This is a genomic window from Prevotella communis (assembly GCF_022024115.1).
Lineage (GTDB): Bacteria > Bacteroidota > Bacteroidia > Bacteroidales > Bacteroidaceae > Prevotella > Prevotella communis.
On sequence record NZ_CP091792.1, the window covers coordinates 320,604 to 335,215 of the forward strand.

The 14,612-nt window shown below is 49.2% G+C and carries 11 protein-coding genes; 6 read left to right on the forward strand and 5 right to left on the reverse strand.

The genetic code is table 11. The annotated features are described in order from the left end of the window. The first annotated feature begins 3 nt into the window (after nucleotides 1-3). The 5 genes from L6468_RS01255 to rnhB all read left to right on the forward strand — a co-directional run bounded on the left by L6468_RS01255 (nucleotide 4) and on the right by rnhB (nucleotide 6,673). Entirely contained in the window at nucleotides 4-1,452 is a 1,449-nt protein-coding gene (locus L6468_RS01255; protein ID WP_237794491.1) for a RagB/SusD family nutrient uptake outer membrane protein, read from the forward strand. Between the two features lies 1 nt (nucleotide 1,453). Further along, the gene (locus L6468_RS01260; RefSeq protein ID WP_237794492.1) at nucleotides 1,454-2,245 is read left to right on the forward strand and encodes a hypothetical protein; all 792 of its coding nucleotides are present in this window, start codon (nucleotides 1,454-1,456) and stop codon (nucleotides 2,243-2,245) included. Between the two features lie 159 nt (nucleotides 2,246-2,404). After that, entirely contained in the window at nucleotides 2,405-4,768 is a 2,364-nt protein-coding gene (locus tag L6468_RS01265; protein WP_237796625.1) for a zinc-dependent metalloprotease, read from the forward strand. Between the two features lie 66 nt (nucleotides 4,769-4,834). Continuing rightward, nucleotides 4,835-6,052 carry an aminotransferase class V-fold PLP-dependent enzyme gene (locus tag L6468_RS01270; RefSeq protein WP_237796626.1) on the forward strand — a complete coding sequence of 406 codons (1,218 nt, stop codon included), beginning with the start codon at nucleotides 4,835-4,837 and terminating at the stop codon, nucleotides 6,050-6,052. A 12-nt stretch (nucleotides 6,053-6,064) separates the two neighbouring features. Further along, nucleotides 6,065-6,673, forward strand: a complete 609-nt coding sequence (gene rnhB / locus L6468_RS01275) for a ribonuclease HII (RefSeq protein ID WP_091816480.1) — start codon at nucleotides 6,065-6,067, stop codon at nucleotides 6,671-6,673. A gap of 9 nt (nucleotides 6,674-6,682) precedes the next feature. Here the strand turns inward: rnhB and L6468_RS01280 are convergent, their stop codons facing one another. Genes L6468_RS01280 through L6468_RS01300 form a run of 5 tightly spaced genes read right to left on the reverse strand, consistent with a single transcriptional unit; the run spans nucleotide 6,683 to nucleotide 12,481 of the window. After that, entirely contained in the window at nucleotides 6,683-8,467 is a 1,785-nt protein-coding gene (locus L6468_RS01280; RefSeq protein ID WP_237794493.1) for an alpha-glucuronidase, read from the reverse strand. Continuing rightward, complete coding sequence (locus L6468_RS01285; protein WP_237794494.1) at nucleotides 8,464-8,973, reverse strand: RNA polymerase sigma factor; 510 nt, start codon at nucleotides 8,971-8,973, stop codon at nucleotides 8,464-8,466. Before L6468_RS01285 ends, L6468_RS01280 begins: the two co-directional genes overlap by 4 nt. Further along, entirely contained in the window at nucleotides 8,966-9,973 is a 1,008-nt protein-coding gene (locus L6468_RS01290; protein WP_091816473.1) for a glycoside hydrolase family 43 protein, read from the reverse strand. Before L6468_RS01290 ends, L6468_RS01285 begins: the two co-directional genes overlap by 8 nt. Nucleotides 9,974-9,980: 7 nt before the next feature. Then, a complete protein-coding gene (locus L6468_RS01295; protein ID WP_091816470.1) occupies nucleotides 9,981-11,090 on the reverse strand; it encodes an endo-1,4-beta-xylanase in 1,110 nt (369 codons plus the stop codon). Next, on the reverse strand, nucleotides 11,090-12,481 hold the full coding sequence (locus L6468_RS01300; RefSeq protein ID WP_091816467.1) for an MFS transporter: 1,392 nt from the start codon (nucleotides 12,479-12,481) through the stop codon (nucleotides 11,090-11,092). The genes L6468_RS01295 and L6468_RS01300 overlap by 1 nt, the downstream gene beginning before the upstream one ends. A 167-nt stretch (nucleotides 12,482-12,648) precedes the next feature. Between L6468_RS01300 and L6468_RS01305 the strand changes: the two genes are divergently transcribed. Then, nucleotides 12,649-14,583 carry a sialate O-acetylesterase gene (locus tag L6468_RS01305; protein WP_091816464.1) on the forward strand — a complete coding sequence of 645 codons (1,935 nt, stop codon included), beginning with the start codon at nucleotides 12,649-12,651 and terminating at the stop codon, nucleotides 14,581-14,583. The last annotated feature ends 29 nt before the right edge of the window (nucleotides 14,584-14,612 follow it).

Here is a 14,612-nt window from a genome sequence, read left to right on the forward strand (position 1 = left end):
ATCATGAAGAAAATCATATATTCCCTGTTTGTCCTTCTGACAATGACAACGGTTGGTTGTGACAACTATATCGACATCACACCTAAAGGGGCGGTCACGGTTGACTCTGCCCAACAGTATTACGAGCTGATAGCTACGCCCATGCGCGCCTATTACCCTTCATCATTCATTCTTCTGAGTGATGACCAGTGGGTGAAAGAATCGGAAATCCTGGGTTATGAAAGTATATCGGCAGATGGCATCAACTTCACCTTCAATGAGAAGGCCGACCGCACTATCCTGCCTGATAATAACCTGTACGAGAATATCTATAGTTTCATTCTGCGTTCGAACCTTGTCATAGACAATGTTGACAAAGGACAGGGCTCGCAGGAACTGAAGACATTGGCAAAGGCGGAGGCACGTACTTTCCGTGCCTTTGACCATTTCCTGGCTGTGAACACGTTTGCCAAGGCCTATAACCCTGAAACGGCAGCCAGTGATGGTGGTGTGTGCATCATGGACCATTATGACCTGGAGGCAACGCCTGTGAAGTCGACGGTGGCTGAGGTATACAACTTTATCATCAATGAACTGGAACAGGCTGTGCCTCTGTTGGAAGAGAAACCAGTGAATATCTATCATCCTAACCGTGCTTTCGGTTATGCCTTGTTGGCCAAGGTCTATCTGTTCCATCGTGACTGGGCTAAGGCACAGGAGGCTGCAGAACAGTCGCTGAAACTGAATTCTCAGTTGGCCGACTATAACCTCATTAACGATGCTGGTGGTACGGCACGCTATAAGAACTTTGCCAAGGATGGCAACCCTGAGGTGCTCTCCTATCACTGGATGGCAGGCTGGGGCAGTGGTGAACAGGTATGCTTGTATCACTACGGTATGATCAGTCCTGAACTGAAGAGCCTGTTTGAGGCTAATGACCTGCGTTATAGCCTTTTCCTGCGTGATACGGGTACGAGTATCACCAGTTGGTTTGATAGTGGCTCGGGTGCCGCAATCTGGACACCTGCCATTACGAATCTGGACAGGTTTACCTATATGTCCGTGGGACTGCGCACGGCGGAGGTTTATCTGATAATGGCAGAGGCCTTGGCACGACAGAACAATCTGACGGAGGCTGCCAACTACGTCAGTCAGTTGCGCGACAAGCGTATCAAGGGTGGCAACGGACATGTGGATGCTCCTGCCACACAGGTGGAAATGGTGAAGATTATTATTGATGAGCGTCGCAAGGAACTGCTCTTTGGCTTTAACCGTTTCTTTGACCTGAAGCGACTGAATATTGAGCCGGAGTATCAGAAGACCATCACGCGTGTCTTCCCTGTGCAGAATATCAGTGAGGCACACCCGCAGCAGACCTATACGCTGAAGCCTGACTCCAGGTTGTATATCATCCCCTTCCCACACTCTGCAAGGGATAAGAATCCGAATCTGACACTTAATACTGATGAATGATATGAAGAAACTTTACGCAACAATCTTAATGGCCATGATGGCCATGGTGTCAATGGCTCAGGAAACCAACGACACGACCTATGTGATGATGGACTTCAATGCGAACCCTTGGAGCTATTCTGCGACTGAGCTGACATCGAAGTGGTATCCCGACTATACTGACTTGGATTCACCAGGTGCCATCCTGAATGAAAAGGATTTCTCATGGCCAGTCAGCGAAGGTTCATCCTCGAATGTCAAAGTGACGGTCTATCCTGTTGACCTTGATGAGTATTCAAAGGTGTCGGTATATGCCAGCTACACACTTGATGAAGCCGATGTTGCTGCTTTGGGAATCAATGCTGGTAAGACCAATATGCTTTATACCCAGCCTGGAACCACCATGCGTTTTGAGGCCCCTGCAGGATATAAGTTCGGTAAGATGGTGTTTTACAACTACCGCAATGCCAACTTCCTGGTAGGTGATGACTACGAGGAAGAGTTTGAATACGAATATAACAACACGGTGTTTAAGCAGAAGCTGAAAGTGTGGACACCTGCTTCGCCCAAGAAGAATGCATATGAATACGACATCTGGCAGGGTGATGATACCAATGTGCTGTTCAACTATTCTTACTTCTCGGCTGTTTTTGTCAAAATTGACATCCGCCTGGTACCCAACGGCTCTGCCGGCATTGGCGAAATCGTCAATGGAAAATCGTCAAATGGTGCATGCTACGACCTGCAGGGACGCCGGGTAAATGTCAAGGAGAAAGGCATTTACATTGTTGATGGCCGAAAAATTGTAAAATAAGCATAATAATTGATATAGGCTGACGTGTAATTGTCTTTTTTGTTGTAATTTTGCAACATGAAAAAGACGTTTACAGGATTATTCATTTTGGCTGCATTGCTGCCCTCTACGGGACTGCATGCAGCCAATATTGTATGTAGTGCAGATACCGTGGTCACCATGGACTGTTGTGTTGATACCACGGCCAAAAGTAAGAATGACCCATATCTTAAAACAATAAAGGAGGGGGGCTCTGTGCGTGAGGGTCTCTTCACCGTTCGTCATATTAAGAATGACTGGTATCTGGAAATACCTGACTCATTGCTGGGACGTATGATGCTGGCGGTAACCCGTTTTGCCAGTGTGCCACAGGAATTCAAGATGGTGACAGGTGAAGAGGTAAACCGTTCGGCAGTATATTTTGAGCAATATGGCGATAAGACCATCTTCCTGCGTGAATATGTACAGTCGCAATATGCGAAACCTGAAAACCGTATCGCTATCTCGCTCAAGCAGTCCACGACAGATCCTATTGTGTGGAAGTTTGATGTGATAGGTCGTAATCCTGAGACTCATGCGCAGCTGATCAATATAACGAAATGGCTCATGGGAGAGAATAAGGTGACGAATTTCTCTTCCAGCGACCGTACGATTCTTGGAATCGGTTCCGTGCAGAGTGATCGTACCTTCATAGATACTATCAAGACATATCCTATCAACGTGGAGATTGCGTCGCTGCGTACCTACGGTATGAGTTCCGGACGTGTTCCTGCAGCTAAGACCGGTGCTGCCACGCTCTCGCTGAATACATCGTTGGTATTGCTGCCACGGGAACCTATGCAGCCTCGTTATGCTGATGAGCGTGTGGGCTATTTCAACAGTAAGATAACGGAATTTAGTGATGATGAGACTTCGAATCACGAAGCTATCATTATGCGCTATCGTCTGGAACCGAAGGATCCTGCAGCCTATAAGGCCGGTAAACTGGTAGAACCGAAAAAGCAGATTGTATTCTATATAGATCCTGCAACGCCTAAGAAGTGGGCTAAATATCTGAAACTGGGAATTGAAGACTGGCAGAAGGCCTTTGAGGAGGCTGGCTTCAAGAATGCTATCGTAGCCAAGGACTGGCCAAAGAATGACTCTACGATGTCGATAGATGATGCCCGTTTCTCTGTATTGCGCTATCTGCCTTCGGAAACGGAGAATGCCTATGGACCGCGTATTGTGGATCCGCGTTCTGGTGAAATCATTGAGGCGCATATATGCTGGTATCATAACGTGATGAATCTGGTGAAGAAATGGTATATGGTACAGTGTGGCCCGTTGGACAAGAGGGCACAGAAGATGGACTTCAGCGATGAACTGATGGGACAGCTGATCCGTTTTGTGAGCAGTCATGAGGTAGGACACTCACTGGGTCTTCGCCATAATATGATTGCCTCACAGGCCACTCCTGTGGAGAAACTGCGTGACAAGGCTTGGGTGGAGAAATATGGACATACGGCAAGTATCATGGACTATGCCCGATTTAATTATGTAGCTCAGCCTGAGGATAAGATCTCAGAGAAGGGTCTCTTCCCCCGTATCAACGATTACGATAAGTGGGCTATCAAATGGGGCTATCAGTACCGCCCGGAGTTCAAGGACCCTGCCAAGGAAAAGAAGGTCCTGCGTGCCGAAACGACTAAGGTGTTGAAAGGCAACCGCCGTTTGTGGTGGTGTGGTGACGAGGGAAAAGGTAGGGATCCCCGTTCACAGTCAGAGGATTTGGGCGATAATCAGATGCGTGCCAATGACTACGGTGTGAAAAACCTTCAGCGTGTGATGGCGCATATAGAGGAGTGGACAGCACAGCCTGATGGCCAGTATGATGATCTGAGTTTTATTCACCGTGCTGTGCGTTCGCAATATCAGCGCTATGTGAACCACGTACAGAAATATCTGTTCAGCAAGTATGTGAACAATGCCCCAGGTGAAAAGCCTTATGATATTGTGCCGCGTGACTTGCAGCGCGAGGCGGTGGACTGGTTGTCGCGCAATGTGATGGAAGCACCTATGTGGCTTTATCCTAAGAGCGTTGTAAGTAAGCTTGGCGTGGATTATGCCGACGAGATACGTAACCGTCAGCAGACGCTCATTGCCATGCTGTTGTCACCCAACGCTATCTCGAATTTGATGGGGGAGCAGTTTATATCTGACAAGGCTTACCCTGTAGAGGAGTATTTCGATGATATATTCGGAATGGTATGGAAGCCTTTAACAGATAAGGATGAGGAGCAGAACAGTTTCCGCAGACTGCTGCAGCGGTCTTATGTTGATTTCCTGGGTGTAGCGCTTAATGGTGGCTCCGGAGCAGACGGAACAAATACGAGTCTGGCAACCCGTTCTGATGCCATACTCTATATAGCACAACATTTAGACAAGGTAGAGAACTACCTCCAGAATGTTTCTCAACAGCAGTCAGCGCTTAATGCTCTGCATTATAAGGATTTGCTGCTTCGTGTGAAGAAGATTCGTGAGCGTCACGAGTCTGGTAAGTAGTCTTTGCAGGCTGACTGTTGTGTTGTAAATTAAAGAGTAATATTCACGTGATAACAAATGAAGGATATGTACGACGTTAAGAAAATACGTGAGGACTTCCCCATTCTTCAGCGGGAGGTATACAAGAAACCGCTGGTTTATCTTGATAATGCGGCTACTACACAAAAGCCCTTGTGCGTGCTGGATGCGATGCGCGAGGAATACCTGAATGTGAATGCTAACGTGCATCGTGGTGTGCATTATCTGTCGCAACAGGCTACGGACTTGCATGAGGCGGCGCGTGAGACAGTACGTGCCTTCATCAATGCTCGAAAGATTGAGGAGGTGGTATTTACCCGTGGTACCACGGAGGCTATCAATCTGGTGGCACAGACATTCTGTGAGTCACAGATGAAGGCTGGCGACGAGGTGCTGGTCACGGATATGGAGCATCACTCAAATATTGTGCCCTGGCAGTTGCAGGCCAAGAAGATGGGTATCGTAGTGAAGCATTTGCCAATTGATGATAAAGGGTGCCTGGTAAGTTGCCATGACGTGGCAACATACATAACTGAACGTACCAAACTCATCAGTATCGCCCATGTGAGCAATGTGCTGGGTACTATCAACCCTGTAAAGGATATTATCAAACTGGCTCATGAGCGCGGTATCCCCGTGTTGGTGGATGGTGCTCAGAGTGCACCTCATATGAAGATTGATGTGCAGGACCTGGATTGCGACTTCCTGGCGTTCAGTGGTCATAAGATGTATGGTCCCACAGGTATCGGCGTGCTCTATGGCAAGGAGGAATGGCTGGAGAAACTGCCTCCGTATCAGGGTGGAGGTGAGATGATTGACAAGGTGTCGTGGGAAAAAACGACTTTCGAGCGTCTGCCTTTCAAGTTTGAAGCCGGTACGCCTGACTATGTAGCCACACACGGTTTGGCTACGGCTATCAAGTATATGGAGTCGCTGGGTATGGAGAATATCGAGGCACATGAGCAGGAACTGACCCGCTACTGTATGGAACAGATGCGCACGATACCCAATATGCGCTTGTTTGGCGAGGCTCCTCTCAAGGATGCCGTAGTGTCATTCCTTGTAGGCGATATTCATCATCTGGATATGGGTACGTTGCTCGATCGTCTTGGAATCGCTGTGCGTACTGGTCACCATTGCGCTCATCCGTTGATGGATCGTCTGGGGGTAACAGGTACTGTGCGTGCCTCTTTCGCTCTCTATAACACAAAAGAGGAGATTGACGCTCTTGTAGCGGGAATCCGCAGAGTCAGTGCCATGTTCTAAAAGCTTAGGTGTATGTTGCTGGATCATTATTACGAAGGAAAGGTTGAGGCAGGATGTGATGAGGCCGGACGAGGCTGTCTGGCTGGTAGCGTCTATGCTGCTGCTGTTATCCTGCCTGTGGGCTATCAGAATGAACTGTTGAACGATTCGAAACAGCTCACGGAGAAACGTCGTTATGAGTTGCGTGAGATTATCCAGCGTGATGCTGTGGCATGGGCTGTCGGCATCGTGACACCAGAGGAGATAGACAAGATAAACATTCTGAATGCTTCTATTCTGGCCATGCATCGTGCCTTGGACCAGTTGCAGGTGCGTCCTGAGGCTGTCATCGTTGATGGTAACCGGTTTAAGAAATACAAGGATTTACCTCATACGACGATTGTCAAGGGTGACGGTAAATACCTTTCGATAGCTGCCGCCTCGATATTGGCCAAGACTTATCGTGATGATTATATGAACCAGTTGGCTGAGGAGTATCCGCAGTATGACTGGCGTTCCAATAAGGGTTATCCCACCAAGAAACACAGAGAGGCCATCCGCCAGTATGGCACGACACCTTATCATCGTATGTCGTACAACTTACTGGGGGATGGCCAACTCTCGCTTGATTTTAAGGATTAAGTTGTTGCTTTATTTCTTTTCTTGTAGTTTTCCGAAGTAACCCAGACAGACGTCGCGCCACTCCTTGGCATCCTTCAACTGGCGCTGCAGACGGTCGTTGACTTCGCGCCAGCGCTGCTCGTCAATCTCAGGACGGGCTTCTTGCCAGATGTGAATAAAGTCTTCCACCTCGCTTACTCCCTGGTTATAGCGCCACTGCATCTCTTCCCAAAGGGTGCGTCCGCTGTTCATGCGACGTGTCCAAGGCACGCGGTGGAACCAAAGCAGATAACGCTCAGGACAGGTGTTGATATCGTCGTAGAGTGAGCAATAGGGCTCTGGGTATTGTCCAGTAGCATTACTACCTGTGTGGGTACGGTCAACACCGATGCTGTCGCCATTGGCACGGTGGTAGTAAACGGGGCACCACTCAATAGGATAGCGTGCAATATATCCGTCAGGCTGAGGTCCCATGTGGTGGTCGAACTTGAATATATGGTGTAGTCCCAAGGGCATCATATAGTCTACGCAGGCTTCGCGAGAACGGAGCATGACGGACGTGATAGCGGAAGCAAATTCTCTACTTTTCACTATTCCCTTTTCATTTCCAAATGTCTGCTTCAGCCATTCCTCTGCTATCTGTCGTGATGACAAGGCGGGGTTCCATGCCAGACGACCGAAGGCATACCAGTTAGCCTGCGAGAAATGATGTCCGCACCAGTTCTTGTCCAGTCCGATATTGGCTACACCAGCGATACCTACGAGCTTTTCGGGCTTTACGAAGGTAAAGAACTCTTTCCACATGGGGGCGAGATAGACTAAGTGCCAGCTCTGGCCCAGATACTCCTGTGTGATCTGCAACTCAGCCATCTGAGGCGTTTTCTGCATCTTATCGAAGATGGGTGCATAGGGCTCGCGTGGCTGGAAGTCAAGCGGACCATTCTTCGATTGCAGAATCACGTTCTCACGGAACTTACCATCAAGTTCTGCAAATTCTGATACAGCCTGGTTCACACGGTCTTCACCATGATGCTTGGCACCATAGACAAAGGAGCGCCAGATCACGATACCTTTATAAGGCGCCAGTGCATCGGCCAGCATATTTGCACCATCAGCATGGGTACGTCCGTAGTCGAAAGGACCAGGCTGTCCCTCACTGTTGGCTTTCACCAGGAATCCGCCAAAGTCGGGGATGGCAGTATATATTTCCTTGGCTTTCTTCTGCCACCAGCGCTTTACCTGTGGGTCTAACGGGTCGGCTGTCTTTGTCTCTCCCAGTGCCTTGGGTGTTCCAAAGTTCACAGAGAGATAGACCTTGATGCCCCAGGGGCGCAGAATGCCGGCAATCTCCTTCACCTTATTTATATACGTGCGTGTGAGCATCTTGGGTGATGCGTTCACATTGTTCAGCACCGTACCATTGATACCGATAGAGGCATTGGCTTCAGCGTAGGCTGCTATCTTCTCATGGTCAATGACAAGGTCGTTGTTCCACAGGATACTCTTGCCAGCATAGCCTCGTTCAATAGTGCCATCCAGGTTATCCCAGTGGTTCAGGATACGCAACTTATAGAAAGGGTGTGACTCTCCCTGTTCGCCACGCAGCAAGGCATAGCGTCCGTATAGCAGCCCCATCTTTGTGCGGGCGGTGATGGTATGTCCATTGATACGATAACCATCATCATCGGGCATGGTGGGGTCAATCTTCTCTACCACATCGTTGGGCAATTCGCTACGTAGCCACAGACGGTGACCATCCTCAGCGCTTGCCGACAATGAGAACAAGGCGAAGAGGAACAATATAAACTTCTTCACGATATATGTCTTAAGTATTTTCTGATTTCTTTTCTGGCAATGCCAAGGCGATACTCCACGGATTTGTAGTTCTCGCCTGTCTGTTGAGAGATATCGCTTACCTGCATACCGTCATAGATATGCATGCGGTATAACTCCCGGCATTTCTCAGGAACACGCAGCAGACCACGTTCCAGGAATGCCGTCATCTCGTGAATGGAGAGTGGACGTGCGGCTTCATCTTCGGCTGTAACGGTCTGCTGTCTGTAATCAATGGGCTGCATACTATATTTGATGGCCCATTGCTTCCTGCGATAATAATCCGTAATGAGGTTGCGGGCTATTGTAAAGGCAAGTGCATGAAGCGTACTCTCCATGATAGGACTGTTGTTTTGCAATAGTCGCAGGAAGACATCCTGAACGATATCTTCAGCCTCCTCTTTGCCACCAAGCCTACTGCTCACGAATGCGAGCAGCTCGGCCTGATGGTGGTGATAGTAATATTCTATGATGTTGAGGTTATTCATTGACAACGGTCTTGATGGTGCCGTCCTCGTTGTAGAACAGACGCTGCACCTTCAGTGAACGCAGATGTGTAATGTCGTTAGAGGGTACGCAGTCGTGATACAACAGATACCACTGGCCCTTGAACTCTACGATGCAATGGTGGGTTGTCCAACCTACCACGGGCTCCAGGATAACACCCTGATAGGTGAAAGGTCCGTAGGGGTTGTCGCCAATGGCATAGCACAGATAGTGGCTGTCACCGGTAGAGTAAGAGAAGTAGTACTTGCCATTGTACTTATGCATCCAACTGGCTTCGAAGAAACGGTGAGGATCACCGGCCTTCAGAGGCTGTCCGTCATTATCTACAACCAGAACCTGACGGGGAGCCTCTGCAAACTGCAGAAGATCATCGCTCATGCGTGCCATCAGGCTGGGCAATGCGGGCATATCGGGAGCGGTAAACAGTTGGGTCTTACGGTCAGGGGCAGGCCCCAGGTCAACGCCTTCCTTCAGCACCTTTTGAGGAGCTACATTCCACTGGAGCTGTCCGCCCCAAAGACCACCATAGTAGCAGTAAACCTGTCCGTCGTCATCCTTGAACACGCAGGGGTCTATGCTGTATGCACCACGGATGGGATGCTCCTGAGCAATGAACGGGCCTTCTGGACGGTCAGCAATGGCTACACCGAGATGGAACACGCCGTTATAGTCCTTAGCGGAGAAGATGAGGTAGTACTTGCCGTCTTTCTCTACGACATCGCTGTCCCACATCTGTTTCTCTGCCCACTTAACATCCTTTACATCGAGTATCACACCGTGATCGGTAGCTTCATCATTCTCAATGTCATTGAATGACAGGACGTGATAGTCTTTCATCTGGAAGTGACCACCATCATCATCGAAAGCGGCACCAGCCTCCCAGTCGTGTGAGGGATAGATATACAATTTACCGTTGAATACGTGGGCCGCAGGATCGGCCATGTAGTCACTAGGGAATAGATAACGAGGTAATTTAGCCATAGTATTGTTATTTATAAAGTTTGATGATTTCGTTAATCACTGGTTTCTCCTTGTACTGGCGGTCGAAGAGCAAGGGATAGTTTGTGCGTCCCTTGATAGGCCAGCCATTGAGCCATGAACCACCATCGCTGACACCCCACAGGTTGATGCGGGAAATCTGGTCGCGGTGCTTATAGTATATCTTGAAGAGATCAAGCCAGCGCTGGTCCACTTCCTTCTGCTTTGCAGCAGGCAGTCCCTCTGTATAGGGATTGAAACGCTTCTGCAACTCAAAGTTCTGTGCGATGTCGGCACCACCGAAACCCTCTGGGTTGGGCAGTACGTTCATATCGAGTTCCGTAATCATCACCTTCACGCCGCAGGCAGCAAAGGCGTCGATACTCTTCTCGTATTCAGCCAGGTTGGGATAATCCAGACCATTGTGGCTCTGCATGCCCACGCCGTCGATGCGCAGACCCTTGGCTTTCAGTTTCTTCACCAACTTACATACGGCCTCGCGCTTGGCGGGTTGTCCCATCGAATAGTCGTTGTAATAAAGTTCTGCATCGGGATCGGCCTCATGGGCGGCGCGGAAGGCTATCTCGATGAATTCCTCGCCCAGCAAACGATAATAGTGTGAATTGCGGAAAGAACCATTATCCTCGATAGCCTCATTCACCACGTCCCAACCCAGCACCTGTCCTTTGTAGTGACCTACCACCGTCTTGATGTGCTTGATAAGGCGTGCCTTCAGCACCTCTTTGGAGGCGGGACTGGCTGCATAACCATTGGTGAACCACCAGTCGGGGGCTTGTGAGTGCCACACCAGACAGTGGCCGATGACCTTCAGCTTGTGCTGTTCGCAATAGCTCACGAACTTATCTGCCACACGGAAGTCGAAGATACCTTCGGCAGGAGCCAGTGACTCAGGTTTCATACAGTTTTCTGCTACGGCACAGTTGAAGTGCTTATCCGTCAGAGCGTCAGCCTCAGGAACCTGTCCGTCGCTCTGCCACTGGTTGATAGCGGCACCAATCAGACAATACTTTCCGATGGCGTCTTTCAAACCCTGCTGAGCCATTGATGCCATTGGCATCATGGCCAGACAGAGCGTCAAAATCTTAAAATTCTTATTCATTATTTATTGTTACGTGCTTCAATTTCCTTATTGATCTCGTCAAGTCTCTCATCTGTGAGAGGATACTTGTAGATAAGGCATCCTACTACGACAAGGAGAATGGCGGGAATGATACAGGTAAATACCAGGATGGCATTCTGTGCGATGGCAGAATAGTTGGCCAATTTGGTGTAGTATGCATTTACCGGCGCGCTGATGAAAGATGCCAGGAATACTACGACGAAGATGCTTAATACCAGCTGCAGGCACTTGTTGGCCTTAAATTCCTGCCACATCTCGCCGAAGGTCACGGGCTTCTCTGGTGTTGTGGTGATATTCTCCTTGCTACCCATGAAGCAAAGCATCAGAAGAACAAAGCCTACAAGGGCGAATACGCAGGTGACAATAAACCAGGCGCTGGGAGCAACAGGCAGAGCTGATTCTTCGCTGGCAAAGTTGAAGCCAATCCAGCCCATTACCAGAGGCGTGATCCAACCGGCGATAGAGAAACCGGCCTTGAAAGCAACGCCAGCCAGAGCGTTCACCGTGGCAGCCGGTCTGTTGCCTGTACGATATTCTGCTTCGGTGATAACTTCAGGCACCAAAGCCCACATCAGTGAACCAACCAGCAGTCCTACGCCAGTCATCACCTTGGCAACCTGTACCAGTGTGTTGAGCTCTGCAACATCAAAGAACTTACCGATGGTGAACAGGATGGAAAATCCTACAAGACCGATGGCAAGCAGTGTGTAGTAAAGACCTTTCTTACCCAGCCATCTCTTCAGCGTGGGCAGCAAGGGCAGGATGACAAAGGCAGGAATAGTGCCGATAGCCATGAAGGTGGCCTGGTTCCAGTCGATAGCCTCGTGCACGCACATTGCCAGTCCGATGGGGAAACCTGCCTGTACTACAATCTGACCGATATTGGCACATACCATTCGTGTAGAAGTCAGAATGAGCACCTCGTCGTTGTCGCGCGTCATACTGGCCATGATAGAGCCGTAAGGGATGTTGACAACTGAATAGATCATGCTCAGTACGGTGTAGCTCACAGTGGCATACACAATCTTCATGCTCATTGACCATTCTGCAGCCTGGGGAAGCATCAGCAGACAGGCAGCAGCCGTAAGGGGGATACCGCCATAGAGCAGGTAAGAACGATACTTGCCAAGCTTAGGATTGTTGTTGTCGATATAACGACCGACTACAGGACTCCAGAAACAGTCAATGAGTCTGACGGTGAGAATCAGGCCGCTGACAAAAGCAGGGTTCAGTTTCAGAACTGTAGTCAGGTAAATCATAAGGTAGCATGCTACCGTCTGGAAAATCAGATTCTGCGCCAGGTCACCAGAGCCGAAGCCGATGCGCTGGAGCCATGAAAGCTTGTAGAAGCCTTTTGTTTCTTGGTTCATTGTCGAAATAGTTTTTAGTTTTTTATAAATTCGGTGCAAAGGTAACCTTTTTTCTTCATTTTATCATTATGGAATGTTTCATAAGTCTATTCAAATTGTATCATTGCGCGAAAAAGTCTTTTGTTTTTGGGGTATTTTAAATAGAAAAAGTGTATTTTTGCACTGTTATGAGAAAAGCAAGCTTTTTACTAATTGCACTTCTGGTAAGTGCTGTCGTGGGTAATGCCAAGGTGCGATTGCCACAGATATTTCAGTCGGGTATGGTACTTCAGCGTGGTACGACGGTACCTGTATGGGGACAGGCCGATGCTGGTGAGACCGTGGTGGTGAAACTGAATAAGAAGACCGCAACGGCTGTGGCCGATGACAATGGAAAATGGCGCGTAAACCTGCCTGCGATGAAGGCCGGCGGCCCTTATGTTATGAGTATAGAAAGTAAGACTAATCATACCTCTCATCTCTCACCTCTCAGTTCTCACATAGAATTATCCGATGTGTGGTTGGGCGATGTCTGGCTGTGTACTGGTCAGTCGAATATGGAGACCACGCTTGAACGTGTGTCACCCCAGTATCCTGACGAGTTGAATGACAGCAATGCCATGGTGCGCCTGTTTCATGTGCAGTACCAGACGGATACACATGGACCGAGTGCAGACCTGCGTCCTACATCATGGAAAAAGCTGAATCGTGAGAATGCCTGGCGCTTCTCGTCTATCGGCTATTTCCTTGGCAAACAACTGCAACGTGAGAAGGGTGTGGCTCAGGGTGTCATTGAGAGTGCCTGGGGTGGTACGCCTATCGAGGCATGGATTGCCGCCGATACCCTTGAAAAGCATTTTCCCCTGTATTACAAGCAGATGCAGCTTTATCAGAACGATGAGTATGTTGCTGCCCAACAGAAGGCTGGCGCGCAGGCAGAACAGCAATGGCAGATAATCCTGAATGCCAATGATCCCGGACTTCGGAAATATACGGAATTATCGTATGATGACTCGGACTGGACGGAGGTCAATCAATACCGTCTCTCTACTAAACGTGAATGGATTGGTTCCTTGTGGCTGCGCCAGCATGTTCAGATTGATGCTAAGCATGCAGGCAAGAAGGCACAGTTGCTTCTGGGAACACTCTATGATTGCGACTATACCTATATTAATGGAAAACTGGTTGGTAACACGGGCTATCAGTATCCGCCACGTCGCTATCAGGTACCTGAGGGACTGCTCCGTGAGGGCGATAATGTGATTACGGTGCGTTTCGTCAACAAGAGTGGCATGCCTTATTTCGTCAAGGAGAAGCCTTATAAGTTCGTCTTTGGCAAGGACGACGAGCAGCCTCTCGGTGAACAATGGCTGCTCCGCGAAGGTGCAGAGATGCCGCGCAGCATCGGTATGGGCGTCAGTCTGCAGAATCAGCCTTCAACCCTTTTCAATGGCATGATACATCCTATGGCTCCCTTTGCTGTTGCTGGTGTGGTATGGTATCAGGGTGAGTCTAACACTGGTATGCGTCAGGCTGAGGAGTATGCACCGATGTTGCGACTGCTGATGGCCAATTGGCGCCAGGCCTTCGAGCGTCCGCAGATGCCATTCGTTATCGTACAGTTGGCTAACTATATGGCATTTGTAGAGCATCCTCAGAACACGGGATGGTCGCGTGTGCGCGAGGCACAACGTGTCGTGGCGACAGAAGATCCTTACGCAGAACTAGCGTTGACCATCGATTTAGGTGAGACGGTGGATATCCATCCCCTGCGTAAAAAAGAGGTGGCACAACGTATTGCGCTCGACTTCGAACGACTTGTCTATGGCAAGAAGGTGCAATTGGCGCCAAAGGTGTTGAAGGCAGAGTCGCAGGACGGAAAAGTGGTGCTGACGCTCGACCAGAACATGCAACCTGGTGCGGTGAAGTATTTCGAATTGGCCGATGAAAAGGGCGTTTTTTGCAATGTAGAGGCAACGTTATCTGGTTCCCAGATTGTTATCACCTCTCCGTTCGCTGCTCCTAAGGCCGTGCGTTATGCCTGGAAGGATAATCCTTTGGGTGTCAATGCCTATGGCATCAACGGCTTGCCATTGTCGCCCTTTGAAATACGTTTGAAATAAACACAATAAATAGGCTGTCTGAGCGTTAT

Coding starts and splice junctions, on each gene's coding strand:
- L6468_RS01255 (WP_237794491.1), top strand. CDS start 4: ATGAAGAAAATCATATATTCCCTGTTTGTCCTTCTGACAATGACAACG.
- L6468_RS01260 (WP_237794492.1), top strand. CDS start 1,454: ATGAAGAAACTTTACGCAACAATCTTAATGGCCATGATGGCCATGGTG.
- L6468_RS01265 (WP_237796625.1), top strand. CDS start 2,405: ATGGACTGTTGTGTTGATACCACGGCCAAAAGTAAGAATGACCCATAT.
- L6468_RS01270 (WP_237796626.1), top strand. CDS start 4,835: ATGTACGACGTTAAGAAAATACGTGAGGACTTCCCCATTCTTCAGCGG.
- rnhB (WP_091816480.1), top strand. CDS start 6,065: ATGTTGCTGGATCATTATTACGAAGGAAAGGTTGAGGCAGGATGTGAT.
- L6468_RS01285 (WP_237794494.1), bottom strand. CDS start 8,973: ATGAATAACCTCAACATCATAGAATATTACTATCACCACCATCAGGCC.
- L6468_RS01290 (WP_091816473.1), bottom strand. CDS start 9,973: ATGGCTAAATTACCTCGTTATCTATTCCCTAGTGACTACATGGCCGAT.
- L6468_RS01295 (WP_091816470.1), bottom strand. CDS start 11,090: ATGAATAAGAATTTTAAGATTTTGACGCTCTGTCTGGCCATGATGCCA.
- L6468_RS01300 (WP_091816467.1), bottom strand. CDS start 12,481: ATGAACCAAGAAACAAAAGGCTTCTACAAGCTTTCATGGCTCCAGCGC.
- L6468_RS01305 (WP_091816464.1), top strand. CDS start 12,649: ATGAGAAAAGCAAGCTTTTTACTAATTGCACTTCTGGTAAGTGCTGTC.